This is a genomic window from Embleya sp. NPDC005971 (assembly GCF_040629175.1).
Taxonomy (GTDB): domain Bacteria; phylum Actinomycetota; class Actinomycetes; order Streptomycetales; family Streptomycetaceae; genus Embleya.
On record NZ_JBEXUX010000066.1, the window covers coordinates 19897 to 45234 of the forward strand.

Consider the following 25338-nt stretch of genomic DNA (forward strand, 5'->3'; position numbering starts at 1 on the left):
GACGGGCCTTCGGGTCCGTCGACCCGTGCCGCGGTTCAGCGCAGGTGGCCGACGCCGCCGTAGCCCCATACGTTTTCGAGGGAGTCCAAGGCATCCTCGGGTTCGCCGTCCGGGTTCCAGTGCGGGCGGATACCAGGTGGTTCGACCAGCTCGAAGCCGTCGAAGAAGGCCCGGACCCGATCGTGGTCGCGCATGGTCATCTCGGCGGAGGCGTTCTTCCAGCCGGCCGCACCGGCCCGGCCACGAGCGGGGTCGGCGTCCCAGGACGCGTGCGACAGGATGAGCATGCTGCCCGGGGCGAGGGCGTCGCGCAGTGTGGCGACGATCTGCTCCGGGTTCTCCTCGTCCCTGACGAAGTGCAGGATGGCGACCAGCATCAGCGCGACCGGCTCGGCGAAGTCGATCACCTCCAGCACCTCGGGTGCGGTCAGGATCGCCTTCGGGTCGCGCAGGTCGGCCCGGGTGAAGGTGGTGCGTCCCGGGCCGGCGTCGGTCATCAGCGCCCGACCGTGCACGAGCACGATCGGGTCGTTGTCCACGTACGCCACCCGGGCGTCCGGCGCGACCTGGTGTGCCGCCTCGTGGGTGTTGCCGCCGGTGGGGATGCCGGTGCCGATGTCCAGGAACTGCCGGATGCCGCGCCGCGCGGCGTAGCGCACGCTGCGCTGGAGGAAGAGCCGATTGAGCCGGAGCGTGGTGGGCAGATCCGGCATCGCGGCCAGGATGTGCTCGGCCGCCGCGCGGTCCACGGCGAAGTTGTTCTTGCCGCCCAAGAGATAGTCGTAGATCCGCGCGGTATGCGGGATGCTCGTATCGATCCCGGCCGGGACGGTTTCCGCCTCGACCTCGTCCAGACGCGGCAGCCGCCAGGCGTCCTCGTCGTTGTGCGATATCGACGTCACGGGTTCACCCTTCGGACAACCACCGGCACGGTTGTGCCGAGACTACTGTGACGAACGGCAGTTCGGGCCGGCGTGCGACGAATCGGCGGGCCCGGGCCGGTTGTTGCGGTGGATTCGCGTTGGTGGAAGGGGTTGATCGGATGGTCGAGCCGTCCTATTTGGCGGCGATTCGGCGGTCGTACGACACTGTTTGCGATGAATACGCCCGGGTGGTGAAGGCGCCGGCGGAGTTGGATCCGTTGTCGCGCTCGATGTTGGGCGCGTTCGCCGAACTCGTGCGGGTCGCGGATCGTGGGCCGGTCGCCGATCTGGGCTGCGGGCCGGGGCAGGTGACCGCGTATCTGGCCTCGCTGGGGTTGGCCGCCTTCGGCGTCGACCTGTCGCCAAGGATGATCGAGTCGGCTCGACGGGCCCATCCGGAACTGCGGTTCGTGCCGGGATCGATGACCGCGCTGGACATCGCGAATGACGAACTCGGCGGGATTCTCTGCTATTTCGTCATTCATCACACGCCACCGGAGTGCCTGCCGATGGTCTTCGCCGAATTCGCCCGTACCCTCGCGCCCGGTGGGTGGCTCATGTTGGGCGACTACATCGGGGACGGCGAGCAGGTGCGGCCGATTCGGGCGTACGGGGGACATCCGGTCTCCTACGCGTCGTACTTCCTGCCGGCCGAGCAGATCGTGGGCCTGTTGGGGCGGGCCGGGCTGGTGGTCACCGCGCGGCTGGAATGCGAGCCCGGCGACGGGGTGAAGCGGCGGCACGCGGTCTTCCTGGCGCGCAAACCGGGGGCGGAGCACGCGGCGGAACCTTTGGGGTGACGAGGGGCCGGGGGAGTGCGGCCCGGGCGGAGGCCCGGCGGCGGACGCGGCCGACGTCGGTCGGGTTCGGGGGTGCGGGCCGGATGCGCGATCGGGGCGGTCGCGCGACGGTGTTCGGCGGCCGCGGGTCGATCTTGTCGGAGCCTCGCCGGTGATCCGTCGATCCGGTTCCGGCTCATCGTGCGTCTGCGCGTCGCCGGCCGGCCGGCGACGCGGGGCGGCGGGTGCGCGGTAGAGTGAGTGCCCCATGCGCACCGTCGATCCCGTCAAGCACGCAGCCAAGCGACGCCAGATTCTGGAGGCCGCCGCGTCCTGCTTCGCGCAGATGGGCTTCCACGGCACCCGGACCGCGGACATCTGCAAACGCGCGGGGATGAGTCCGGGGAATCTCTTCCACTACTTCCCGAGCAAGCACGCGATCATCGTGGCGCTGATCGAGAGCGAGGGCGTGCAGACCGCAGAGTTCCTGGAACGGCTGGTCGCCGAGGAGGACGCGCTCGCGGCGCTGTTCACGCTGATCGACACGGTCGTCGAGCTGGCCGCCGACCCCGAGTTCGCGGGTCTCGCGCTGGACACCGCGGCGGAGGCCCAGCGGGACGAGGGCATCGCCGCGCTGGTGGCCCGCAACGACCGCCAACTCCGGTCCGGCATCGCCGATTTGTTGCGTCGTGCCGCCGCGGCCGGGCGGATCGACGCCGGGCTGAACGCCGACGACGCGGCGACCTGGATCGCGGCTCAGATCGACGGGGTCTTCGCACGGCTGGCGACCGATCCGGGCTTCGCCCCACTGGAGCAGGCGCCGATGTTGCGGCTGTTGCTCACCCGGTTCCTGCGCGTCGAACCGGCCTGAGCCACCGCGGCGCGACCCGACGAGTCAGCGTCGGGGGCGGCCGAAGAGCATGTCGTAGCCCGGCGGCAGTTGCAGGAGCAGGCGGCTCATCAGATTTTCGTCGGTGGCGTCGGCCACGACGCTGAGTACCGCTCCGACGTCCCATTTCGCGGTTTCGTCCGTCGCGCCCTCGATCCACGCGCCGGTGGCCCGGACGAAGCGGTCGGCACTGAGTGGCTCGTGTGCGGGGAGCGGGTTGAGCAGCACCACGGCGCAGGTCTCGGGGAGCCGGGCGGCCAGCTCGGCACTTTCGCCGCCGACGAGGTGTGCGCCCAGGAGGGCGAGGACGACCCGGACGGCTCGTTCCGCCTCCTCGGGGGAGGAGTATTCGCCCCGCTCCTGGACTGCCGCGAGGAAGGATTCCCATCGCATCGGCATCGTATCGGCCCTTCTTCCGTCTTCCGTCAGCCGTCGAGGCGATCGGGGCGGGCGGGCCGGCCGGCGACCGGGACGGGCGGCCTCGGGACGCCGGTGCGGCGGTCCGCACCGACCTCTGCGCCGGGGAGGACCCGTCGTGGTCCGGCGCCGCGCGCCGTGCTGCCGCGCGCCATTTTTCTCGGGCCACGGAGGGGGCCTGGGCACAGAAGGTGCACTCCACCTTATAACTCTCCGTAGGAGACTTGACAAGCGGAGACTCAGCCCGGCGCGGGAGCGTGGGCCTCTCCGCCCGTGTGCGTCGTGACCTTTCGGGTCCGACCCATCGCCCTGCGTATCGTTGCTCGGCCCAGCCGGCGGCCGAAGCCGACGGGTGCCCGGTTGTTGCTCCGTCCGCCATGCCGCCGATCGCGCGGGGCGGCACTCGCCCTCGTGGCCCGGTCCGGGAGCGCCGGCTCTTCCCGTGAAGCTTGCCCGGCGGTGCGGATGTGTTCACGCCCCGGCCATCGGGTGCCGGCCTACTGAGCCGAGTTGTACAGACAACTCGACTTCCGCCTGGAGCATTTCCGTGCCCACCTTCCGTGGCCGCAACATCTCGATCACCGTCGGCCCTGTTCCGGACACGACTCCCAGGTCCCGAGTTCGCCCACGAGCGGGCGCAGTTGCACCGCGCGCACGCCGGTTCGCCCCGTAGTCGTCGGCTCCGCCGGTCCCGGCCTCGGCTCGGGTGCTCGGGTGCTCGGGTGCCGTTCTCCGTCTCGACGTCGCCGCCTCTGTTGTGGAAAGGAATTGACGATATGTCAGGGAGTTTGCTCACTCTTCTGCGTCCCACCGTGCCGAAGGAGGGTGATGCGCTGACCTTTCGGTTCGCCACCGACGCGCCGCACGCGAAGAACTGGGTCGGGGTCTACGACGGGGCTCGGCAGCCGGGCAGCGGGGGGTCGTTGGCCTGGAAGTACGTCACCACCGCCGAGGGCGAGGTGACCATCGACACGCAGGGCCTTACGGACGGCCCCTACACCGCCTACCTGTTGGCCAAGGACGGCTACGGCATCCTGGCGCAGACCACGCCGTTCGGTTTCGCGGTGCGGCCGGTGCCGCCCCGGCCCCGGTTCGCGGTGGACACCGTCACCGGTGCGGCGATCGCCCCGGGGGAGACCGCGACCGTGCGCCTGGCCGGGCTGTGGACCGCCTCGAACGGGCAACAGTCCGGCCAGGGCGTCACCTTCCGGGCCCGCGGCGGCGACGGGTGGCTCGGCGTCGGTACCGACGGCGTTGTCACCGCCGAGGCCCCGCGTACCGGCGCGCGCCGGCCGGGCGTCCTCGTGGTCGAAGGCCGCGACGGCGCGACCGGCGCCACCTCGCAGCTCACCGTGCAGATACCGGTCCGGCGCAACGCGCGCGCCGTCACGCTCAAGGTCGCCGGCCTCGACGCGTGGGACGCGGGCAAGCACGTGGACGGCGCGGTGACCAAGGTGTTGCGGCTCGCGCTGACCCAGGAGCTGGACGTCCTGGCGTTGCAGGACACCGGCGGCGTGCTGGGCAAGGCGGTGGCCCAGGCGCTGGGTTGGGCGGTCCACGAGGACCCGGCCGGACTCGCGCTGATCAGCCGGCACCCGCTCACCGACCCGCGCCCGGCGAGCGCCGAGCTGCCGGCGGTGGCGGCGACCGTGCGGGCGCCCGGGGTGCGTGCCGTCCGGGTGTGGACCACGCGCCTGGACGAGGGGGACTACGGGCCGATCGGGATTCGGCGCGGCCGCACCCCCGCGCAGGCCGAGGCGGCCGAACGGGCGAGCCTGCGCTACCGCCAGGCCGGAGCCCTGGTCGCGGCGATGGCGCCCGACCTGCGGGCCGCCCGGGACACCCCGGTACTGCTCGCGGGCGCCCTGTCCTCGCCCTCGCACCTGGACTGGACCGCCCGCACCGCCGGCGCGCACGGGACGTCCGGGCCGGTGCGCTGGCCGGTCACCCAACTGCTCGAACAGGCCCGACTGGCCGACGTGTTCCGTGACCGACACCACGACCCGGCGCGCGAGCCCGGCAACACCTGGTCGCCGGTGGACCCGACCCAACCGCAGGACCGGATCGACGCGCTGCACACCGCCGGACCGCTGTCCGCCGAGGAGGCGCACAGCCTGGTCACCGGCTGGCCCAAGCCGATCCCGGGCACCGCCGGCAACGGCTGGCCCAGCGACCACGCCGCCGCCGTCGCCACCTTCACGCTGCGCGCCTGACCCGCGTCCCCTCCCCTTCCGAAAAGGACCGTTTCGTCATGACCGAGTTCAGCCGCCGCTCCTTCGTGGGCGCCTCCGCCGCCGTCGGCGCGGCCGGCGCGGTGGGCTTCACCGCGACCCCCGCGTACGCCGACCCGACACCCGATCCCGCCGCGGACGCCGCCCGTCGGCCGAAGCCCGGCAGTATCAAGGACGTTCGGCACGTGGTGATCCTGATGCAGGAGAACCGCAGCTTCGACCACTACCTCGGCGCCCTCGCCGGCGTGCGCGGCTTCGCCGACCGCCAGGGCCTGGTGTTGCCGAACGGCGACGACGTGTTCCGCCAGCCGCACCCCGGCCGCACCGACGGCGGCTACCTGTTGCCGTATCGGATGGACTCCACCAAGTACAACGCGCAGAACGCCGGCGGCCTCCCGCACGACTGGAGCACCGGCCACACCGCGGTCAACAACGGTGCGCAGAACCGCTGGGTCGCGGCCAAGGGCGAACGCTCGATGGGCTACTTCACCCGCGAGGACATCCCGTACCAGTACGCCCTCGCCGACGCGTTCACGGTCTGCGACGCCTACTTCACCTCGCTCAACGGCCCCACCGACCCGAACCGGCTCTACCTGTGGTCGGGCACCGCCGGACCCGGCCGGGACGGCACCACCGGCCCGTGGACCGACAACACCCCCGTCACCGACAACCCGGTCGCCGACTGGACCACCTACGCCGAGCGGTTGTCCGCAGCCGGGGTGAGCTGGCGCGTCTACCACAACCCGAGCAAGGACGAGCGCTACGGCGACTACGACGACAACGGCCTGTCCTACTTCAAGCAGTTCCACAACTTCCCCAAGGACGACCCGCGTTACATCAACGCGATGACCAAGTGGGACCTGACCGCGTTCGACGCGCACTGCAAGGACGGCACGCTGCCCACCGTCTCCTGGTTGGTCGCGCCCTACCTGTTCAGCGAACACCCGGACGCCGGGCCCAACTACGGCGCGCACTGGGTGAACACCGCGATGCAGTCGATGTTCGCCAACCCCGAGGTGTGGAAGCACACCGTGTTCCTGCTGATGTACGACGAGAACGACGGCTACTTCGACCACGTGGTGCCGCCGATGCCCGAGCCGGGCACCCCGGAGGAGTTCGTCGGCGGCCGGCCGATCGGCCTGGGCTCGCGCGTACCGCTGTGGATCGCCTCGCCCTGGAGCCGCGGCGGTCAGGTCAACTCCCAGGTGGCCGACCACACTTCGGTGCTGCGCTTCCTGGAGACGGTGACCGGGGTGAACGAACCCAACATCTCCGCCTGGCGCCGCGCGGTCTGCGGCGACCTCACCTCGTGCTTCGACTTCACCCGCCCCGACTACACGATTCCGGCGCTGCCGGACACCAACCCCTTGATCGCCAAGGCGGACGCGGCCAAGGCGCTGCCCGGCGTCAAACTGCCGGCGGCGGGCGCCCAGCAGGTGCCCACCCAGGAACCCGGTTACCGCCCGCATCGGCCGCTGCCGTACCGTCCCTGGGCGGATGTCACCGTCGACCGCAAGACCGGCCGAGTGCAGTGCACGCTGGCCAACGAGGGCACGGTGACCTATCACTTCACCGTGTTCCCCAACATCGTGCTCCCGTTCGCGGGCACCCCGTTCACCGTCGCACCGGGCAAGAGCGCGACCTACGTGTGGGACGCGGCCGGCACCGACGGCGTCTACGACTTCAGCGTGCACGGTGCGGACGGCTTCGTCCGGCGCTTCGCCGGCACCGTGGTCCGCGACCCGCAGCGCGACATCGCCGTGCCCTCGGTCCGGGCCACGCTGCACGGTCGGCGGCCCGACGCGGGCCGGGTGGAACTGCGGCTGGGCAACGAGGGTGACACCGACCTGCGGTTCACCATCACGCCGAACGACTTCGGCGGCACGGCCCGGGATCAGTGGGTCGGCGCCCGGGACCGGGACACCGTGACGTGGCCGACCGACGCGCACGGCCGCTACGACGTCACGGTCGCGGCGGCGGACGGGTTCACCCGCCGTTACGCCGGTACGCTCCACCCGTCGAACCGGGACTGATCGGCGGCCGGTCCGCGTCGCCCCGCCGTGCGGAAGCCCGGCGGCGAGGCGACGCGGGCCGCGCTCATTCGGGGTGGCGGCGCCGGATCAGGACGAGGGCGCTGTGCGCCCGCACGGCCCGGACGCCGCCCGCCTTGACCTCCACCTCGTCGGCGCCGTCCGGGTCGGCGGTGTCGACCGCGACGTGCCACACGTCGCCCCCGTCGCGCAGGACCGGGATGCGGACCTCGATGCCCTCGTAGTGGGCGTTGAGCACGAACAGGAACGAGTCGTCGACGATCGGCCCGCCTCGTGCGTCGCGTTCGGAGATGGCGTCCCCGTTGAGGAAGACCACCACCGAGCGGGCGTCGGGGCGGTTCCAGTCCGCCCCGGTCATCTCCGCGCCGTCCGGGCGGAACCACAGCAGGTCGGCCGGGCCGTCGGCGCCGTCGCCGCGGAAGAAGCGCCGGCGGCGCAACACCGGGTGCGCGGCGCGGAGTCGGACCAGGCCGCGGGTGAACTCCAGCAGGTTCCGGCGGGCCGGGTCGGCGGCGGCCCGGGCCCAGTCCATCCACGCGATCTCGTTGTCCTGGCAGTACACGTTGTTGTTGCCCTGCTGGCTGCGGCCGAGTTCGTCGCCGTGCGCGAGCATCGGCACACCCTGCGCGACGAACAGCGTGGTGAGCAGGTTGCGTTGGCGGCGCTCGCGCAGCGCGCACACGCTCGGGTCGTCGGTGTCGCCCTCGGCGCCGGAGTTCCACGAGCGGTTGTCGTCGGCGCCGTCGCGGCCCTGTTCGCCGTTGGCCCGGTTGTGCTTGCCGTTGTACGACACCAGGTCGCGCAGGGTGAAGCCGTCGTGTGCGGTGACGAAGTTGACACCCGCGAGCGGCCTGCGATGCTCGCTCGTGTACAGGTCGGAGGAACCGGTCAGCCGGGCCGCGAACTCGGGCAACACGCCGTCCGTACCGCGCCAGAAGTCGCGTACACAGTCCCGGTACTTGCCGTTCCACTCGCTCCACAGCGGTGGGAAGTTGCCCACCTGGTAGCCGCCTTCGCCCAGATCCCACGGCTCGGCGATCAACTTGACCCGGCTGACCACCGGATCCTGCTGGACCAGGTCGAAGAACGCGGAGAGCCGGTCCACCTCGTGGAACTGCCGGGCCAGGGTGGCCGCCAGATCGAAGCGGAAGCCGTCGACGTGCATCTCGGTGACCCAGTGGCGCAGCGAGTCCATGATCAACTGGAGCACGTTGGGGTGGCGCATCAGCAGGCTGTTCCCGGTGCCGGTGGTGTCGTAGTAGTGCGCCGGATCGTCGTCCACCAGACGGTAGTACGAGGCGTTGTCGATGCCGCGGAAGGACAGGGTCGGGCCCAGTTCGTTGCCCTCGGCGGTGTGGTTGTAGACGACGTCGAGGATGACCTCGATCCCGGCCGCGTGCAGGGCCTTGACCATCGCCTTGAACTCGGTGACCTGTTCGCCTCGGGTCCCGGAGGACGAGTAGGCGTTGTGCGGGGCGAGGAAGCCGATGGTGTTGTAGCCCCAGTAGTTCGACAACCCTCGGTCGAGCAGCGAGCCGTCCTGGACGAACTGGTGTACCGGCATCAACTCGATCGCGGTGACGCCGAGGGTGGTCAGGTGCTCGATCACGGCGGGGTGGGCGAGGCCGGCGTAGGTGCCGCGTCGGTGTTCCGGGACGTCGGGATGGGTGCGGGTCATGCCCTTGACGTGCGCCTCGTAGATCACCGTCTCGTGGTACGGCCGGTTCGGGCTGCGGTCGTCGCCCCAGTCGAAGGTCGAATCGGTCACCACCGACAACATGGTGTGACCCAGGTTGTCCGACGTGTTCTGTTGATCCCGGGCCTCGGGGCGGTAGTCGAGCAGCGACGGGTCGCCGTCGGTGGTGCCGTCGATCGCCCTGGCGTAGGGGTCGATCAGGATCTTCGCGGGGTTGCAACGATGCCCGCGGTCGGGATCGTGCGGTCCGTGGACGCGATACCCGTAGCGTGTGCCCGGACCGACGCCGGGCAGGTACCCGTGCCACACGAAGCCGTCCACCTCGGGCAGCGGCACCCGCCGTTCGGTGCCGTCGTCGTCGATCAGCGCGAGCTCGACACGCTCGGCGACCTCGGAGAACAGCGCGAAGTTGGTGCCCGAGCCGTCGAAGGTGGCGCCGAGGGGCTGGGACCTGCCATTCCATGCGTGCATGCAGGGAGATTAGCCGTTCATTTCGGACAAAAATCCCATTAACGGCATGGTGCGACGTCGTGTCTCGTCACCGCTTCGCGAGCACGAGGCGCGGGTCGAGGCGCGGACGTGTCGCGCGCCACCACGCCCCCGAGTCCCACTTCGGTCGTCCGCGCGTGAGCCGGCGGCAGCACAGCCCGATCAATACCGCGCTGAGGTGTCCGATCGCGGTGAAGTCGCGGTGGACGAGCAGCGGTAGGACGACGTACAGGGCCAGGCCCGCGAAGTAGGGCAGGCGCCACGGTCCGACGATCCGGTAGCAGAGCAGCCCCGCGACGGCCATGTATCCGTAGCTGGGGCCGACGTCCAGTTGGAACCGCGTACTTTGCGGCAGGGTGCCGGCGTGGATCTGCGCCAGCACGATCGCCTGGCTGACGAGGGTGGCGCCCACGTGCCCGAGGGCGACCACGGCCAGCCATCGCCGAGTCCCGATCCACCGCTCGGCGACCGCGCACAACACGGTGAACATCACGGTGAACTTGAGCAGATGCATCCCCTGGTCCCACACGGCGCTGGCCACCAACACCCGCAGCGGCGCGACGTCGAGGTTGTGCAGGTTCGTGCTCCGGTGCCGTAGGAAGGTGATGCGCTCGTCGGCGGTCAGCCGCACATACAGATCGGCCGTCGTCACATGGAGGATCAGCAGCCAGAGATAGGTACCGGGAGCCGAAACCAGCCAGTTCCGGACCGCACCGAGGGCTCGCCGGGTCGAATCCGGGCCGGGCAGGGGCAATGGTCTTCCCATCGGGAGTCGGACGTCCGCTCGATACAACCACGAAGACCATCCCCGCGGTGTTCCGGCCCCGACGTGGGCGCGGGCTCGTCCGGCCCTCCGACGCGCCGTTCGGTTCGGCGCCGGCCTCGGGTTCGTCGGCGCGTCGACGCGGATCGATGGGGCGAAACAGGGAAAATATGGGCGAATCAGGAATGCGGGTGCGGGGCGTCGTGTGGCGGTCCGTGCAGGGGTTGCGGCCTGTCGGTCGGTGCGGAGGGAAGCGGCTTGTCCACCTATCTGTTCCGGCTGGGGCAATGGGCGTTTCGGCATCGGCGCCTCGTGTTGGCGGTGTGGCTGGCCGTTGCGGTGGCCGCCGTCGTGCTCGCGACGGTGAGCGGGGGCAAGACCGACGACACGTTCACGATCCCCGGGACCGAGTCGCAGCGTACGACCGACCTGCTGAACGAGAAGCTGCCTGCGCTCGGCGGCGCCCAGACCCAGGTGGTGTTCGCCGCGAAGGGCACGGCCAAGGTCACCGACCAGGGTCCGCAGGCCGGCATCGAGGCGGCCGTCGCCCAGTTGCGGACGGTGCCGCAAGTGGTGTCGGTGTCCGACCCGTTCACCGATCAGGGGGTGGCACCGGACCAGCAGGTCGCGCTCGGCTGGGTGCAGTACTCCGTGCAGCCGGCCGACGTCGAGGACTCCACCCTGGACGCGCTGAAGGACGCGGTGGCACCGGCTCGGCAGGCCGGGGTCGAGGTCGAGTACTCGGGCAGTGTGTACCCGGGCTGGCGGATCACCCCCTCCGAACTGCCGGAGGTCATCGGTCTGGCGATCGCGCTGGTCATCCTGCTGATCACGTTCGGCGCGGTGGTGGCCGCCGGCGTGCCGATCGTCACCGCGATCATCGGTGTGGTGGTCGTCCTGATGGGCGTGACCGCGGTCGCGTCGGTGGTGACCATCGCGTCCGCGTCCACCACGGTGGCGCTGATGCTCGGGTTGTCCTGCGGCATCGACTACGGACTCTTCATCCTGTTCAGACACCGCAACAATCTGATCGGCGGGATGGCCGTCGAGGAGTCCGGGGCCCTGGCCCTGGGCACCGCCGGCAGCTCGGTGGTCTTCGCCGGCCTCACCGTCGTCATCGCCCTGTGCGGGCTGGCCGTCGTGGGCATCCCGTTCCTGACCGTGATGGGCTTGTGCGCCGCCGCGGCGGTGGCGGTCGCGTTGCTGATCGCGCTCACCCTGCTGCCCGCGATCCTGGGCTTCGCCGGACCCAAGGTCGTCTCGTTCATCGATACGCGCTTGCGGCCCGGGCACCACGAGGAGGTTGCGCGGATCACCGCGACCGAACCGGCCCGGACCTTCGGCGCGTCCTGGGCACGTTTCGTGGTGCGCTTCCGGATCCCGATGCTGGTCGTCGGTATCGGCCTGTTGCTCGTGCTGGCGATCCCGGCGACGAGCATGGAACTGGGGCTGCCCAGCGGCGCCTCGCAACCGAAGTCCTCCACCCAACGCAAGGCCTACGACCTGACCGCGGCGAGCTTCGGACCCGGGTTCAACGGGCCCCTCCTGGTGGTCGCCGACGGGCCGGTGAATCAGACCGGTATGCAGAACCTGGTGACCGCGCTCAAACAGCAGCCGGACGTGGCGGCGGCAGGCCCGCTCGCCACGAACGACCAGGTCGCCGTGGTCCGGGTGATTCCCACGACCGGGCCCAACTCCGGCGCCACCGCCGACCTGGTGCACCACATTCGGGACAACCGTGCGGCGATCGAGGCCGGCGTCGGGGCCCCGATCCTGGTCGGCGGCAGTACCGCGTCCAACATCGACGTGTCCGCCAAGCTCTCCGCCGCGCTGCCGGTGTTCCTGATCGTGGTGATCGGGCTGGCGTTCGTGCTGCTCACCCTCGCGTTTCGGACCATCCTGGTGCCGATCACGTCGATCATCGGCTTCCTGCTGTCGGTCGGGGCGGCCTTCGGCGCCCAGGTTGCGATGTTCCAATGGGGCTGGGGCGAGCACATCTTCGGCATCACCCCGACCGAGACGATCAGCTTCCTGCCGATCCTGATGCTCGCGATCATCTTCGGATTGTCCAGCGACTACGAGGTGTTCGTCGTCTCCCGGATCAAGGAGGACTTCACCACCACGGGCGATGCGCGCGGTGCGGTCGCGCGCGGCACCGCACTGTCCGCGCGGGTGGTGACGGCGGCCGCGCTGATCATGTTCGCGATCTTCGTCGCCTTCATGTTCACCGACGATCCGACCATCAAGGCGATCGGCTTCAGCTTCGCGGTCGGTGTCTTCCTGGACGCCTTCGTGGTCCGGCTGACCCTGGTCCCGGCGACGATGGCGATCGTCCGCGCCAAGCTCTGGTACCACCCGCAGTGGTTCGCCAAATACGTCCCCGACCCCGACATCGAGGGCAAGCGCCTGGAGGAACGCCTGGCCGGCGGCGCATCCGCCGCAGGCGGCGGCACCTGATCGGCCGCGCCGCCCGCGCCGGGGGCACCTCGTCGCTCAGTCGGGCGCCGCTCGATCACGTCCCGCCGGAGGCACCCGGTCGTCGCGGATCGCCGCCGGCACGACCGGGTCAGGCGCGCGCGAAGCGGGCGATCCGGTGCTCGATCTCGCGTCGAAACACGAGTGTCCCGATGCGCTCGGCGATCGGTGCCGACCAGCGGGGGTGGCAGGTGAAGTTGTAGCGCCGGACGGCTCGGGCGCGGTTCGGGTCGTTCGGGATCGCGGTGAAGCGCCGGCCGCCGCCCATCCTGGCGAAGAACCACGATCCCTCGACCATCCGCATGCCCACGTTCGTCGGCGGTTGGTACGAGACGTATTCGCTGATCATCCGAAAGCCGGCCCGGTGGACGGTGAGGGTGCGGACGCCCTTGCCCGGCTCGGTCGCGCCGTCCAGGAAGCGTTGGCTGCGGATGAACGGATCCCACCGTCGGCGCACCGCGCCGGTGGTCTGGGAGATCGCGAACGCCGTCGCGGGATCGACCGGGACCTCGACCGACGCTTCCACCAGGGGCATGCGGCCATCCTGTCAGGTCGACCCGGGCGTCAGGTGCCCGCGTCGTGGGCGATCAGGCCCGCCTGGGTGCGGTTGGCGCGGCCGGGTTTGTCGAGCGGTCGGGAGACGTAGCCCTTCACGGTGGCCTCCGACAGGAACAGGCGGGACGCGATCTGTGCGTTGGACCGGCCCTCGCCCGGGCCCGCGAGTACCTCGGCCGCCCGCATCGTCCAGGCGAGCGGACCGGGGTGGGCCGGCCACCAGACCAGGCCCCACAGGGTCGCCGCGGTGTCGAGCGGCGCGAAGAAGAGCGCCAACCGACGTCGACGGCGACCGGGTGCCGTTGGTCCCATCGACAGTCGGTCACGGCCATACGGTAGGTCGCCTCCATCGGGGTGGGTGCTCCGCCGGCCTTTCGGCCGAGCGGAAACCTACGAAAGTCGTATGTCCTCGCCGAGGACCCGTACTTCGTCGCTTGTGCCGACGACGATCGGCTCTACCGGCCGGCCTGAGCCGCCCGCTGCAATGGATCCATGGAAACCCGACGAGAGTACGCGACCGACACTCCCCGGCCGGGCCACTACGAGATCGACCCGGCCGGCTCCACCATCACGTTTCGGACCAGGCACGTCTTCGGGCTGCTGCCGGTCCGGGGGAGCTTCGCGATCTCGGCCGGGACGATCGACGTCGTGGAGCCACCGGCCGCCTCCCGGGCGCGGGTGGAGATCGACGCGGCGAGTTTCACCTCGCCCAGTGCGGCACGGGACAAGGTGGTGCGTTCGGCCCGCTTCCTGGACGCCGACCGACATCCCACGATCAGCTTCGCCGCCGATCGCTTGGACCGTGACATGCCGACCGGCACACTCACCGTGCGGGGTGTCGCGCGAGCGGTGCCGGTGTCGATAGTGGCGATCGACGTGCTGCCCCGGGCGTTCTCGGTCCGGGCGACCGCCCGCGTCGATCGCACCGCGTTCGGGGTGACCGCCTCGCGCGGCATGGCCGGCCGACATCTCGACCTGGTCGTCGAGATCACCTGCGCGCAGATCCGTTGATCGCCCGTCCGTTCGGCACGGCTTCGGCCGGGATTGCTCCGGGTCGGTCGTCTCTTTTTGCCATGCAGGTGCAACTGATGTGCCCCATCCGGGCGTTGATGAAGATGACGCACCGTTCGGGTTCGTCGGACACCCACAGTCAGGAGAGGTCATGCCCGGTCCCTTGATTCTCGGCCGCAGGGCCCCCGTCCCCACCCGAGCCGCGCCCGCACTGCCCCGGCATCACTACGATCCCGACCTGTGCGTCAACGTCACCCCGGGCGGCACGCTGTTGATCCACGCGGTCGACTCGGGCACCTACACCGGAACCCAGGAGCCCAGGGGATACAAGAAGGATGACTGATCGCGACGCGAGCGTCGTGATCGTGGCCACCGAGGAGGATCTGACCGCCGACATGGTGGCCGCGCACCTCCTCGGCGGCCCCGTGGCCCTGCTCCGCCTGGATCCGGGCCGCATGCGCGAACGCCCGTTGGTCACCGGCCGGTTCGCCGCCGGCCGTTGGCACACCGTGCTGACCTCGGGGCGGGTGTCGGTGACCCTGGACGAGCGCTGTGCGGTCTACTGGCGCAAACCCACCCGGCCGGACGCACTGGCCCGCGCCGAGGAACGCTGGCGCGCGGACGAGAACACCACCGCACTGCTGGGCCTGTTGCGAGCCCACCCGCTGAAGGTGTGGATCGACGATCCCACCGTCGTGGCGGCCTCGCTGCACAAGCCCACCCAACTGGCGACCGCCGCGCGCAACGGATTCACCGTGCCGGACACGCTGTTCACCAGCGATCCGCAGGCGGCTCGCGCGTTCATCGCGGCGCACCGGGACAAGGTCGTGGTCAAGGCGCTCACCCAACGGCACACCACCTTCATCCCGACCACCCGGATCCACCTCTCCGATGATCTGACCGGCATCGCCGGCACCCTGCACTACCTGCAAGCCCTGGTCGAGGATCGACTGTTCGACGCGCGGGTGACCGTCGTGGACGACCGGGTGTTCGCCGCGGCGATCACGACGGACGGCGCGCTCGACTGGCGGGCCGTCCCGCTGGAGGCGGCCCGATACCGGGCAATCGATCCGCCGGCGGAGATCGCCAGGGCCTGCGTCGAGCACGTGCGCGACCTGGGATTGGCGTACGCCGCGCTGGACTTCGTGGTCACCTCGGCCGGCTGGACCTATCTGGAGACCAACTGCGTGGGTGAGTTCGGCTGGATCGAGAGTGCCACCGGCCTGCCCATCTCGGCACAGATCGCCCGCACCCTGTGCGTGGGCCCGGCCCGGCGCGGCACCATCGGAACCTGCGCGTCCGCCAGACTGTGACCATGGATCCGCTGCTCGCCGCCGCGTTGGAGACCCTCGGCATCGCCGACCGGCCACGCCCGCTGACCTCGCATCACACGCATGCCTGGCGGGCCGGAGGGTGGCGGATCAAGACGGCCAGGGGGCCGGCCGACGCCGCGTCGCTGCACCACGAGGCGCGCGTGTTGACCATCCTGCGCGGGCAGGGCCTGTATCCGGTCGGCGGCGCGCACGGGCACGTCGACGACGGCGTATGGACGGCGGTCGAGTGGCGCCCCGGGGTGACCCTGTGGCGTTGGTGCGAGTCGGCCCGGCGCACCGGCCCCGGCCTCCCGGATCGATTGTTCGTGCTGGCCCGGCAGGCGTTCGCGGCGCTGGCGCGGTTGCATGTGATGGGCTGGCACCACGGGGACATCCAGCCGATGAACATCCTGGTCACCCCGGGGGCCGGGATCGAGTTCATCGACCACGATCTGACCCACCACCCGGATCTGCTCCCGTTGCCGGTCCCCTACCGGGGTGGGATGGACCTGACCACGGCCCCCGAGATCGCCCGGCAACTCCTGGACACCGGCCCCGGACACCACGTGCGCCTCACCGACGCCGCCGAGCTGTACAGCCTGGGCGCCTCGTTCCGGGCGGCGTGGACGGGCCGGGCGCCGGCCACCGACCGGGTGATCGGCGGGCGGATCGGCGCCGCCGACATCCTGGAGGACATCGCCACCGGGCGGCATCGTCCACCACTGGCCGCCGTGCGCCCGTGGTCGGACCCCGCGCTGGAGGCGCTCCTGGAGGCGACGATGTCCCTGGACCCGGCGGACCGGGCGGTGGTGAGCCCGGTGACGACGTAGGCCCGGTTCGGCGGATCCCGGTGGGGCCGCGCCGCCCGACACCGGACGACGCGGCCCGATCCACCGGGATCCGCCGAACCGGGCCAGTCGCGGGTTGCGGCGAATGGTGTACGCCGGGAGGCGGTCACGGCGTGGGTGCCGGGACGGATCACCGACGGTGCCTGTAATGGAGCCCCGGGCTCGGGCACGTCGAGCCGGTGGGCCGAGGTGCCGGACCGGCGAACCAGGAGAGCCGATGCACGAGACGGTGGAATTCGACGAACCCGGGCACGGGCACGATCATGCGGCCGGCGACGGCTCGGGCGGCCGCCGGCTCGAAAGCGACCCGCCCGCGCCCGTCGCGGTCGCGGCGATCACCGACGAGGAACCCGCGATCGGCGGCGACACCGCGTGCACGACCGCGGCGTCCGGGTCGGTGGAGCCGGGTGCCGCGCGCCGTGCCGGGATCCCGCCGGACGTCGCCACGTGCGCGCGCTGTCTGGCCGAGTTGGCCGACCCCACCGATCGTCGCCACCTGCATCCGTTCATCACGTGCGCCGACTGCGGTCCCCGGATCGGCATCGCCACCGCACTGCCCTACGAGCGTGCGCACACCACGATGGCGGACTTCCCGATGTGCGCGGACTGCGCCCGGGAGTACGCCGACCCCGGCGACCGGCGTTTTCGCACACCCTCCCTCTCGTGCCACGCCTGCGGGCCGCGGCTGTCCCTGATCGACGCGCAGGGTGCCCCGATCGGCTTCGGCACCGTGGACGAGGCGCGCCGGATGCTCGCCGACGGGGAGATCCTGGCGGTCAAGGGCATCGGCGGCTATCACCTGCTCTGCGCCGCGGCCGACGAGGAGGCGGTGGCGCGGCTGCGCGAGCGCACCGGGCGGGCGGACGAACCGTTCGCGGTGCTGGCCCGTTCGCTCGGCGAGATCGAGCCGCATGCCGTGATCGGGGGCCTCGAACGCGAGTCGCTCACCGGCGCGACCCGGCCGATCGTGCCGCTGCGGCTCCGCCGGACCGACGAGTCGGCGCTGCCGGAGGCGATCGCCCCGGGGCGTCCCGACCTGGGCTTCATGTTGCCGTACACGCCGGTGCACCACCTGTTGCTGGGACTGGTCGACGATCGGCCCGGGCCGCGGCTGCTCGCGCTCGCCGGTGGCGATGCGCCCGGCGAGCCGATCGTGACCGACGACGCCGAGGCGCCGGCCCGGCTCGCGCCGCTCGCGGACGGCCTGCTCACCCACGATCGGCCGACCGCTCCGCCACCGCCCGTCGGATGAGCCCGGGGCGGCGGCGGGCGCGGCGGTGAGCGATGCCGCGGGATCGCCGGTGCGCCGGCCCCAGGAGGGGGCGAATGCGACCGTCGGGTGCGCGCCTCAGGCCGCCGGCTCCGACAGCGGCTCCGAGACCGGAATCGGCTCCGACGTCAGCTCCGACATCGGCTCCGGCACTGGAATCAGCTCCGACGTCAGCTCCGACATCGGCTCCGGCACCGGAATCAGCTCCGACATCGGCTCCGGCTCCGGCACCGGCATCGGCCGCGGCCGGCGGGCGGCGGCGATCAGCGCGTCGGCCAGCCGCGCGTCCGTTCCGGCCTCGGGATGCCACTGGACCCCCATCGTGAACGTCTCGCCCGGCAGCTCCACCGCCTCGACGAGGCCGTCCAAGGCCCGCGCACCGGGCACCAGGCCCCGGCCGAGCCGGTCCACCGCCTGGTGGTGGTAGGTCGGCACCTCGTACGCCTCGGTGCCCAGCGAAGCGAACAGCGTGCCGGGAACCGGCGTGACGACGTGCGCCACCATGCGGCCGGGCGGGCCGGTGTGCCCACTGTGGCCGACCACGTCCGGCACGTGCTGGATCAGCGTGCCGCCCAGCACCACGTTGAGCAGTTGCATGCCGCGGCAGATCCCCAGCAGCGGTGTGTTCGAGGCCAGCGCCGCCTCGATCAACGCGCTCTCCCACGCGTCCCGGGCCTCGTCCGGGACACCGGTTCGGGCATGCGGCTCGGCGCCGTAACGGGCGGGCCGTACGTCCGGACCACCCGCGATCACCACGGCGTCCACCCGGGCCACCGCCTCGGCCGCCGCCTCCGGGGCGTCCGGCGGCAACAGCACCGCCAGGCCGCCCGCACGTTGGAAGTGCGTCGGATAGTCGACAGGGAGCAACATCGCCGGTAGCCGCCACACCCCCCAGCGGGCGGTTTCCTCGTGGTAGGTGCTGATACCGATCAGTGGTTTGGTCATACAGGGTCGCTCGGTTCCTCGGGATTGCGGCGGTCAATCATTGGTTCGATACCACACCTTTACTCGACAGGCCGTCGCGGCGCAAGCCTGTGGAGGACGTCCTTCGCGCCGGCGGGTGCGGCCGGCGGCCGGGGCGCCCGGATCAGGCGAGGAAGCCGCGCAGCAGGGCTGCGGTTCCGGCGCAGTGCTCGCGCATCACCTCGGCCGCCGCGTCCGGATCGCCGTCCAGGATCGCCTCGACCAGTGCGGTGTGCTGGTGCTGCGAGTGTTCCAGATTACGTACGAGCAGCGGTATGCAGTCAAGCAGGTCGTTCACCGTGGCCCGTACCGCCGCGTACTGCCCGGCCAGGGACGGCGAGCCGGACAACCGGGCCACGGTCAGATGCAGCAGCGTGTCCCGCCGTCGGTACTCGGCCAGCGGCGCGTCCCGGGTCTGCGCCAGCGCCTCCCGCAACCGCACGGCCTGGGCCCGGTCCAGCCCCTGCGCCGCACACAGCCCGGCCGCGCCCACCTCCAGCACCTCGCGAAAGCGCAGCGTGTCCTCCACGTCCACGGTCGCGATCCGGCGGCGCAACTCGGCGGCCGACCCGTCGCCGACCGGCCCCGGGCGCTCGTGCACGAACGTGCCGCCGTAGCGACCCCGGCGGCTCTCCACGATGCCCTGATCGGCCAACACCTTGAGCACCTCGCGCAGGGTCACCCGGCTGACCCCGAGCCGATCGGCCAGATCGCGTTCGGAGGGCAGCCGGTCGCCCTCGGACACCAGGCCCAATCGGATCACCTGGAGGATCTGCTCCAGTGCCTCCTCGAAGCCGTTGCCCACCCGCACCGGCCGCAACAGCGGCGCCAGACCGTCGCTCGGGCCCGGCCCGGATTGCTCGTCCACGATCCCTCCCTCCAGCTCTTCCCAATCAATGGTTCTCCGCCATACCTTATGGCTTCCGGTTGGACCGACAGGAAGCACTCCCTTGGCAGACCGAACGCCCCCGCCGTCCGTTGACGGACTGCGCGCTCGTCGACACCGGCGAAATCGACACGGTGGTCCCGGCGTTCACCGAGCCTGGACGACGCGCTCGCCCACGGCGCCGAGGGCTGCGACCACCTGCTCGCGGCGGACATCCGACATGAACACGGTGGCCGGTTACGCGATGTCGTCCCGGGAACGCGGATACGGTGACTTCGTGATGTGCCCCGACCCGGCCACCGTGCGCCGCACCCCGTGGCATCCCGGCACCGCGCAGTTCGACGCGGACCTGTTGCGGCACGACGGTTCCCCGGTCGCGGCCTCGCCCCGGCAGATTCTGCGGCGCCGACTCGGCCGGCTCGCCGAGCACGGCCGGCCCGCACACGCGGCCACCGAACTCGAGTTCATCCTGTTCAGGGACAAGCACGCGGCCGGCTGGGACCGCGCCTACCGCGGCCTGACGCCGGCCAACCGATACAACGTCGAGCACTCGGTGTTGGGCACCGGGCGGGTCGAAGGTCGCCCGGGGGCCGGACGACCGCACGTGTGCGCTGCGGGCCACGCGCACCGCTTCGAGAACCGCCTTCCCGGCGGCGACGTCAACCCCCACCTCGCGGTCGCCGCGATGATCGCGGCCGGCCTGCACGGGATCGAGCACGAACTCGAACCCGGCGACGCCTACACCGGTGACGCGCCGCACGTGCCCGGCATGCCGGGCGGGGCCGCCGAGCCGTGGGGCTCCTTGCCCATCGCCGAACACGCCTTCGGCGCCGAGGTGGTGGCCCACCACCTGCACACGGCGCAGGTCGAACAGGACGCGTACGACACGGCAGTGACCGACCGGGAGCGATTCCGCTCCTTCGAGCGCATGTGAGGATCAAAGCGGTGTCCCAGCAGCACGAACGCCACGACCGACCGGACCCCGACGGGCCGCACCAGCACGACATCCTCGATCCCACCACCGAAGAGGTCATCGCGACCGTCCGGGCGAGTTCGGCGCACGACGTCGACGCGGCGGTGGCCCGGGCGGGCCGCGCCGCCGTGAAGTGGGCGGCGTTCGCGCCCGGCGAGCGGGCCCGCGTGTTGCGCCGCTTCGCCGTCGTCGTGGACGAGCACGTCGAGGAACTCGCCCGACTGGAGGTACGCGAGGCCGGCCACCCGATCGGGAACGCCCGCTGGGAGGCGGGCAACGTACGCGACCTGCTGGACTACGCGGCCGGCGGCGTCGAACGGCTGACCGGCCGGCAGATCCCGGTCGCCGGCGGCCTGGACATCACCTTCCACGAGCCGCTCGGCGTGGTCGCGGTGATCGCGCCCTGGAACTTCCCGATGCCGATCGCCGCGTGGGGTCTGGCCCCCGCGCTCGCGGCCGGCAACGCGGTGATGCTCAAGCCCGCCGAGACCACCCCGCTGAGCGCCCTGCGGCTGGCCGAACTGGGCCTGGTCGCCGGGCTGCCCGAGGGCCTGTTCCAGGTGTTGCCGGGAGCCGGCCCGGTCGCCGGCCGGGCGCTGGTGGAACACCCCGGCGTGGCCAAGGTGGTCTTCACCGGATCCACCGCCGTGGGCCGGGACATCATGGCCAGGTGTGCCGCCGGGGTCAAGCGGGTCACCCTCGAACTGGGCGGCAAGAGCGCGAACATCGTCTTCGCCGACGCGGACATCGAGGCCGCCGCGGCCGCCGCGCCGGGCGCGTTCCTGGACAACACCGGACAGGACTGCTGCGCGCGTACCCGCATCCTGGTGCAGCGCGACGTCTACCACCGCTTCATGGACCTGCTCGAACCGGCGGTGCGGGCCTTCCGGGTCGGCGACCCCGGGGACCCGGACACGCAGATGGGCCCGCTGATCTCCGCCGCGCATCGCGAGCGGGTGCGCTCCTACGTACCGCAGGACGCGCCGGCGGCGATCCGCGGCGAGGCGCCCGCCGGCAAGGGCTTCTGGTATCCGGCGACGGTGCTCACGCCCGACTCCGCCGAGGATCGCACGGCCGTGGAGGAGATCTTCGGCCCGGTCGCGGTGGTCCTGCCGTTCGACGACGAGGCGGACGCGATCCGGCTGGCCAACGCCACCGCGTACGGCCTGTCCGGGTCGTTGTGGACGCGGGACGTCGGTCGCGCGCTGCGCGTCTCGCGGGCGGTGCGGGCCGGGAACCTGTCCGTCAACTCGCACAGCAGCGTGCGCTATTCGACCCCGTTCGGCGGGTTCGGGCAGTCCGGGCTGGGCCGTGAGCTGGGTCCGGACGCGTTGGCGGCCTTCACCGAGATCAAGAACGTGTTCATCAGCAGCGAGTCCTGTGGTACCGGATCCACCGGCACCGCGTCCACCAGCACCGAGGAGAGTTGAGTGACCGAGCAGACCCCCGTGTGCCGCCGCCTGGTCGGCCGCACCGCCGTCGTCACCGGAGCGGGCAGCGGTATCGGCCTGGCCTCCGCCCGGCGACTGGCCTCCGAAGGCGCGAACGTGGTGTGCGCCGACATCGACGAGGCATCCGGCAAGGCCGCCGCCGACGAGGTCGGCGGGCTCTTCGTGCGGGTCGACGTCACCGACGCCGAGCAGGTCGAGGCCCTGTTCAAGACCGCGTTCGACACCTACGGTTCGGTCGACGTCGCGTTCAACAACGCGGGCATCTCGCCGCCCGACGACGACTCGATCCTGACCACCGGCCTGGACGCGTGGCGCCGGGTCCAGGAGGTCAACCTGACCTCGGTGTTCCTGTGTTGCAAGGCCGCGTTGCCGTACATGCGGGAACAGGGCCGGGGCTCGATCATCAATACCGCGTCCTTCGTGGCGGTGATGGGCGCGGCGACCTCGCAGATCTCCTACACCGCGTCCAAGGGCGGTGTGCTCGCGATGTCGCGGGAACTGGGCGTGCAGTTCGCCCGGGAGGGCATCCGGGTCAACGCGCTGTGCCCGGGGCCGGTGAACACCCCGCTGCTCAAGGAGCTGTTCGCCAAGGACCCGGAGCGGGCGGCCCGTCGGCTGGTGCACATCCCGGTCGGCCGATTCGCCGAGCCGGAGGAAATCGCGGCCGCGGTCGCGTTCCTGGCCAGTGACGACTCGTCCTTCGTCAACGCTGCCGAGTTCCTGGTCGACGGCGGCATCGCGGGTGCGTACGTCACCCCGATGTAGCCCGTGCCGGGAGGTCGGGGCCGGCCCCGACCTCCCGCGCGCGGTGTGACGCGTCAGCGCAGCGAGAGGCGTTGACCCGGCTGGATCAGGTCGGGGTCGGGGCCCACCGCCTCCCGGTTCCTGGCGTACAGGGCGGGCCAGCCGCCCGGGAATTGTTGCTCGTCGGCGATGCCGGAGAGGGTGTCGCCGGGCCGGACGACGACCTCGGCGGCGTCCGCGGGCCGGCGCGACTCTTCGGGAGCGGCAGCCGATTGCTCTTGAGGGCCGGAGGCCGGCCGAGTGGATGTGGCGGACTTCTTGGCGCGCCCGGGGCGTTCGGCCGCGCTGCGTTCGGTGCGACGGGCGGGGCCGGCGCCGGCGAGGCCGGCTTTGCGTCCGCAGACGGGCCAGGCACCCGCCCCCTGTGATCGCAGGACGTTCTCGGCGACGCGGATCTGCTCCGCCTTGGGCGCGTCCTGCGCCCGGCCCTTGCCGCCGTTGGCCCTCCAGGTGCGCTCGTTGAACTGGAGCCCGCCGTGGTAGCCGTTGCCGGTTTCGGTGGACCAGTTGCCGCCGCTCTCGCAGTGTGCGACCCGGTCCCAGGTGGCGTCGTCCGCCGCCCGGGCCTGGGTCATTGCCGTGAAGCCCAGGATCGAGGTCGCCACGACACCGACGACCGCCGTGTCGCGGAGGCGGCGCCGGCCGCCGGCCGGGCGCGATTCGTCCCGGTGCGACGTGCTGTGAGAAAGCATGGATTCCCTTCGGAATTCCCCCTGTGGGGTACGGCCGGCGGCGATCCGCGAGGAATCCGTTCCGGCCATCCGAATCGCCCGGATGCTGGTGACGAGCGCTTCGTTGCCTCCACCTCGCGACCGGGTCGCGAGTTCGGCCGTGACTGCACGGCGAATAACGGGGGTGCGGTCTGCACTTGGCGCAGACGGTAGACAACCCGCGTCGTCGATATCAACGACCGATTGCGTTTTCGCAGGCCACGGCGGCATTTCCCGCGAGTGTCGCGGTCGGTGGCGGGCTTTCCCGCAGGCCGGCAAATTCCCTGTCCCGGCACCGTTCGGTCGGCGACCATACGGGTGGTTTCGAAGGATCAAAGGGGAGTCGGGCACGACCGGTGACCGGGCTTCGGGTCGGCCGGCCCGGCCCCGGAGCCGGGATTTCGGCCGAAAGGACTTTGCCTCGCGTCGAAACAATGCGGAGCGCCACGATAAACCTCGAAGGGTGCGGCGAAGATTCGGCCATCGTGGCGGCCGAGCCCTTCCGGGCGGTGTTTCGCACAGCCGGTACCCTGCGCGCGCGACCGGTGATTCGAAGGGATTGGCATAAGCCGGCCTCGTATCGGCGAAGCGCAGATAATAGTAATTAATCCGGTCGGTCCGTCCGCCTCGGGGGTGCGGTGCTGGTGCGGGGCACCAGTTTCGGGTGCAGGAGGTGGCGGGCCGCCTTGGTGCGTTCGCCGCGCAGGCGTTGCAGGAGGGTTTCGGTGGCCAGCCGGCCCATTTCCTCGCGCGGCTGATTGATCGTGGTCAGGCCGATGTGTCGCAGGCCCGCCAGGTGGGTGTTGTCGTAGCCGACCACGGAGACGTCCAGGGGCACCCGCACGCCGGCGGCGGACAGTTCGCCGATGATGCCGACCGCGTTGAAGTCGTTGGCCGCGACGATGGCCGTCGGGAGGGTGGCGCGCTCCAGCAGGGCCCGCGCGGCCCGGGCGCCGCCGGTGTCGGTGTACTCGCTCGGCACGACGGACAGGTGGCGGCCCAACGCCAGGCGCGTCATCGCCTGTTCGTAGCCGCGGCGGCGGACCGCGGCCTGCGAGCCGGCGCCGCCGTCCACGTGCACGATGTCGCGGTGGCCCAGGGCGGCCAGGTGCTCGACGGCCAGCGCCGATCCGGTGGCGCCGTCGTCGTTGACGGTGTCCACCCGGGCGGCTCGCACGCTGCGGGCCACCAGCACGGTGGGCACCCGGGCGGCGGCCTCCTCGATCGCGGCGGTCTCCACGACCGGGCCGAGCAGGATCAGGCCCGCGGGTCGGAACTGGAGCAGGCGTTCCAGGCTGCGGCGTTCGTGCGCCGGACGGCGTCCGCCGGTGCCCAGGATGATGTCCATGCCGCACGCGTGCGCGGCGGCCTCGACGCCGTCGACCACCTCGGCGAAGTACGGGTTGTGCAGGTCGGAGATCATCACGCCCAGCGTGCTGCTGCTGCCGGTGGCCAGGGTGCGGGCGTTGAGGTTGGGGCGGTAGCCCAACTCGCGGGCCGCGGCCAGCACGGCCTGGCGGCGCACCTCGCCGACCTTGGGCGAGTCGCGCATCACCAGCGACACGAGCGAGCGGGACACCCCGGCGCGGGCGGCGACGTCCTCGAGAGTGGGACCGGACACTGATGCTCCCCTTTCCTCCGATGATCTCCCCGTGCGCAGCCGCGGCCGCGTCGTCGGGTGTCCGGGGATCGACGTGCGCCGACTCGACGCGGTCGACCCTCCGATGGGCCCGCGACCCGCACCACCGCGACCCCACCCACCCGATGCCGTGGCGCCGCCCCCGCACGATCGGCGCTCCGGCGACGCCGACGAACCCGGCGCTCGGACGGCCCACGGCCGC

Annotated in this window: 20 protein-coding genes and 3 pseudogenes; 13 read left to right on the plus strand and 10 right to left on the minus strand. The window is 71.5% G+C overall.

The genetic code is table 11. From position 1 onward, the window contains the following. Nucleotides 1–35 precede the first annotated feature (35 nt). Nucleotides 36–902, minus strand: a complete 867-nt coding sequence (locus ABZ374_RS38710) for an SAM-dependent methyltransferase (protein WP_360320837.1) — start codon at nt 900–902, stop codon at nt 36–38. 140 nt (nt 903–1042) lie between these two features. Here ABZ374_RS38710 and ABZ374_RS38715 point away from each other — a divergent pair, with 140 nt between their 5' ends. Continuing rightward, entirely contained in the window at nt 1043–1723 is a 681-nt protein-coding gene (locus ABZ374_RS38715; RefSeq protein ID WP_360320840.1) for a class I SAM-dependent methyltransferase, read from the plus strand. A gap of 247 nt (nt 1724–1970) precedes the next feature. Continuing rightward, nucleotides 1971–2573, plus strand: coding sequence for a TetR/AcrR family transcriptional regulator (locus ABZ374_RS38720; protein ID WP_360320843.1), 603 nt, complete (start codon nt 1971–1973; stop codon nt 2571–2573). Between the two features lie 24 nt (nt 2574–2597). On the opposite strand, the gene ABZ374_RS38725 is transcribed toward ABZ374_RS38720, so the two are convergent. Continuing rightward, complete coding sequence (locus ABZ374_RS38725) at nt 2598–2990, minus strand: DUF2267 domain-containing protein (protein ID WP_360320845.1); 393 nt, start codon at nt 2988–2990, stop codon at nt 2598–2600. A gap of 794 nt (nt 2991–3784) precedes the next feature. Between ABZ374_RS38725 and ABZ374_RS38730 the strand changes: the two genes are divergently transcribed. Both ABZ374_RS38730 and ABZ374_RS38735 read left to right on the plus strand, forming a co-directional pair. Then, entirely contained in the window at nt 3785–5221 is a 1437-nt protein-coding gene (locus ABZ374_RS38730; RefSeq protein WP_360320847.1) for a hypothetical protein, read from the plus strand. 38 nt (nt 5222–5259) lie between these two features. Beyond that, nucleotides 5260–7272 carry a phosphocholine-specific phospholipase C gene (locus ABZ374_RS38735; RefSeq protein WP_360320849.1) on the plus strand — a complete coding sequence of 671 codons (2013 nt, stop codon included), beginning with the start codon at nt 5260–5262 and terminating at the stop codon, nt 7270–7272. A gap of 64 nt (nt 7273–7336) precedes the next feature. Here ABZ374_RS38735 and glgX read toward each other — a convergent pair whose 3' ends face one another. Further along, a complete protein-coding gene (gene glgX / locus ABZ374_RS38740; protein ID WP_360320852.1) occupies nt 7337–9457 on the minus strand; it encodes a glycogen debranching protein GlgX in 2121 nt (706 codons plus the stop codon). 67 nt (nt 9458–9524) lie between these two features. Then, on the minus strand, nt 9525–10241 hold the full coding sequence (locus tag ABZ374_RS38745; RefSeq protein WP_360320855.1) for a rhomboid-like protein: 717 nt from the start codon (nt 10239–10241) through the stop codon (nt 9525–9527). Between the two features lie 255 nt (nt 10242–10496). Here ABZ374_RS38745 and ABZ374_RS38750 point away from each other — a divergent pair, with 255 nt between their 5' ends. Continuing rightward, complete coding sequence (locus ABZ374_RS38750; RefSeq protein WP_360320858.1) at nt 10497–12695, plus strand: MMPL family transporter; 2199 nt, start codon at nt 10497–10499, stop codon at nt 12693–12695. A 109-nt stretch (nt 12696–12804) separates the two neighbouring features. Here the strand turns inward: ABZ374_RS38750 and ABZ374_RS38755 are convergent, their stop codons facing one another. Beyond that, the gene (locus ABZ374_RS38755; RefSeq protein ID WP_360320861.1) at nt 12805–13248 is read right to left on the minus strand and encodes an SRPBCC family protein; all 444 of its coding nucleotides are present in this window, start codon (nt 13246–13248) and stop codon (nt 12805–12807) included. A 29-nt stretch (nt 13249–13277) separates the two neighbouring features. Continuing rightward, nucleotides 13278–13463, minus strand: a pseudogene (locus ABZ374_RS38760) (LuxR C-terminal-related transcriptional regulator); the annotation flags it as partial. Nucleotides 13464–13760: 297 nt separating this feature from the next. On the opposite strand from ABZ374_RS38760, the gene ABZ374_RS38765 reads away from it, so the two are divergent. From ABZ374_RS38765 to ABZ374_RS38785, 5 genes are all read left to right on the plus strand, one after another. Beyond that, nucleotides 13761–14279: a YceI family protein gene (locus ABZ374_RS38765; protein WP_360320864.1), complete on the plus strand. Its 519-nt coding sequence runs from the start codon at nt 13761–13763 to the stop codon at nt 14277–14279. Between the two features lie 151 nt (nt 14280–14430). Further along, complete coding sequence (locus ABZ374_RS38770) at nt 14431–14622, plus strand: hypothetical protein (RefSeq protein ID WP_360320867.1); 192 nt, start codon at nt 14431–14433, stop codon at nt 14620–14622. Continuing rightward, complete coding sequence (locus ABZ374_RS38775; protein ID WP_360320870.1) at nt 14615–15592, plus strand: hypothetical protein; 978 nt, start codon at nt 14615–14617, stop codon at nt 15590–15592. Before ABZ374_RS38770 ends, ABZ374_RS38775 begins: the two co-directional genes overlap by 8 nt. A 2-nt stretch (nt 15593–15594) precedes the next feature. Next, nucleotides 15595–16422 carry a phosphotransferase gene (locus ABZ374_RS38780; RefSeq protein WP_360320873.1) on the plus strand — a complete coding sequence of 276 codons (828 nt, stop codon included), beginning with the start codon at nt 15595–15597 and terminating at the stop codon, nt 16420–16422. 235 nt (nt 16423–16657) lie between these two features. Further along, on the plus strand, nt 16658–17692 hold the full coding sequence (locus ABZ374_RS38785; RefSeq protein WP_360320876.1) for a Sua5/YciO/YrdC/YwlC family protein: 1035 nt from the start codon (nt 16658–16660) through the stop codon (nt 17690–17692). Nucleotides 17693–17959: 267 nt separating this feature from the next. On the opposite strand, the pseudogene ABZ374_RS38790 reads toward ABZ374_RS38785, so the two are convergent. Further along, a pseudogene (locus ABZ374_RS38790) lies at nt 17960–18655 on the minus strand (gamma-glutamyl-gamma-aminobutyrate hydrolase family protein); the annotation flags it as partial. Nucleotides 18656–18797: 142 nt separating this feature from the next. Next, nucleotides 18798–19541 carry an FCD domain-containing protein gene (locus tag ABZ374_RS38795; protein WP_360320879.1) on the minus strand — a complete coding sequence of 248 codons (744 nt, stop codon included), beginning with the start codon at nt 19539–19541 and terminating at the stop codon, nt 18798–18800. A gap of 174 nt (nt 19542–19715) precedes the next feature. On the opposite strand from ABZ374_RS38795, the pseudogene ABZ374_RS38800 reads away from it, so the two are divergent. The 3 genes and pseudogenes from ABZ374_RS38800 to ABZ374_RS38810 form a co-directional block, all read left to right on the plus strand. Beyond that, nucleotides 19716–20493, plus strand: a pseudogene (locus ABZ374_RS38800) (hypothetical protein); the annotation flags it as partial. A gap of 11 nt (nt 20494–20504) precedes the next feature. Further along, a complete protein-coding gene (locus ABZ374_RS38805; protein ID WP_360320882.1) occupies nt 20505–21962 on the plus strand; it encodes an aldehyde dehydrogenase family protein in 1458 nt (485 codons plus the stop codon). After that, nucleotides 21963–22748 (plus strand): 3-oxoacyl-ACP reductase, encoded by a 786-nt coding sequence (locus ABZ374_RS38810; protein ID WP_360320885.1) that lies wholly within the window; start codon nt 21963–21965, stop codon nt 22746–22748. It begins immediately after the preceding gene. Nucleotides 22749–22801: 53 nt separating this feature from the next. Here the strand turns inward: ABZ374_RS38810 and ABZ374_RS38815 are convergent, their stop codons facing one another. Both ABZ374_RS38815 and ABZ374_RS38820 read right to left on the minus strand, forming a co-directional pair. Then, nucleotides 22802–23479 (minus strand): transglycosylase family protein, encoded by a 678-nt coding sequence (locus tag ABZ374_RS38815; RefSeq protein WP_360320888.1) that lies wholly within the window; start codon nt 23477–23479, stop codon nt 22802–22804. Between the two features lie 622 nt (nt 23480–24101). Beyond that, complete coding sequence (locus ABZ374_RS38820; RefSeq protein WP_360320891.1) at nt 24102–25118, minus strand: LacI family DNA-binding transcriptional regulator; 1017 nt, start codon at nt 25116–25118, stop codon at nt 24102–24104. Nucleotides 25119–25338: the final 220 nt, after the last annotated feature.

Excerpts from the sequence above, each read along its gene's own strand:
- ABZ374_RS38780 (WP_360320873.1), top strand. The coding sequence starts at position 15,595 with ATGGATCCGCTGCTCGCCGCCGCGTTGGAGACCCTCGGCATCGCCGAC.
- ABZ374_RS38755 (WP_360320861.1), bottom strand. The coding sequence starts at position 13,248 with ATGCCCCTGGTGGAAGCGTCGGTCGAGGTCCCGGTCGATCCCGCGACG.
- ABZ374_RS38725 (WP_360320845.1), bottom strand. The coding sequence starts at position 2,990 with ATGCCGATGCGATGGGAATCCTTCCTCGCGGCAGTCCAGGAGCGGGGC.
- glgX (WP_360320852.1), bottom strand. The coding sequence starts at position 9,457 with ATGCACGCATGGAATGGCAGGTCCCAGCCCCTCGGCGCCACCTTCGAC.
- ABZ374_RS38720 (WP_360320843.1), top strand. The coding sequence starts at position 1,971 with ATGCGCACCGTCGATCCCGTCAAGCACGCAGCCAAGCGACGCCAGATT.
- ABZ374_RS38715 (WP_360320840.1), top strand. The coding sequence starts at position 1,043 with ATGGTCGAGCCGTCCTATTTGGCGGCGATTCGGCGGTCGTACGACACT.
- ABZ374_RS38775 (WP_360320870.1), top strand. The coding sequence starts at position 14,615 with ATGACTGATCGCGACGCGAGCGTCGTGATCGTGGCCACCGAGGAGGAT.
- ABZ374_RS38815 (WP_360320888.1), bottom strand. The coding sequence starts at position 23,479 with ATGCTTTCTCACAGCACGTCGCACCGGGACGAATCGCGCCCGGCCGGC.
- ABZ374_RS38735 (WP_360320849.1), top strand. The coding sequence starts at position 5,260 with ATGACCGAGTTCAGCCGCCGCTCCTTCGTGGGCGCCTCCGCCGCCGTC.
- ABZ374_RS38770 (WP_360320867.1), top strand. The coding sequence starts at position 14,431 with ATGCCCGGTCCCTTGATTCTCGGCCGCAGGGCCCCCGTCCCCACCCGA.
- ABZ374_RS38745 (WP_360320855.1), bottom strand. The coding sequence starts at position 10,241 with ATGGGAAGACCATTGCCCCTGCCCGGCCCGGATTCGACCCGGCGAGCC.
- ABZ374_RS38730 (WP_360320847.1), top strand. The coding sequence starts at position 3,785 with ATGTCAGGGAGTTTGCTCACTCTTCTGCGTCCCACCGTGCCGAAGGAG.
- ABZ374_RS38765 (WP_360320864.1), top strand. The coding sequence starts at position 13,761 with ATGGAAACCCGACGAGAGTACGCGACCGACACTCCCCGGCCGGGCCAC.
- ABZ374_RS38785 (WP_360320876.1), top strand. The coding sequence starts at position 16,658 with ATGCACGAGACGGTGGAATTCGACGAACCCGGGCACGGGCACGATCAT.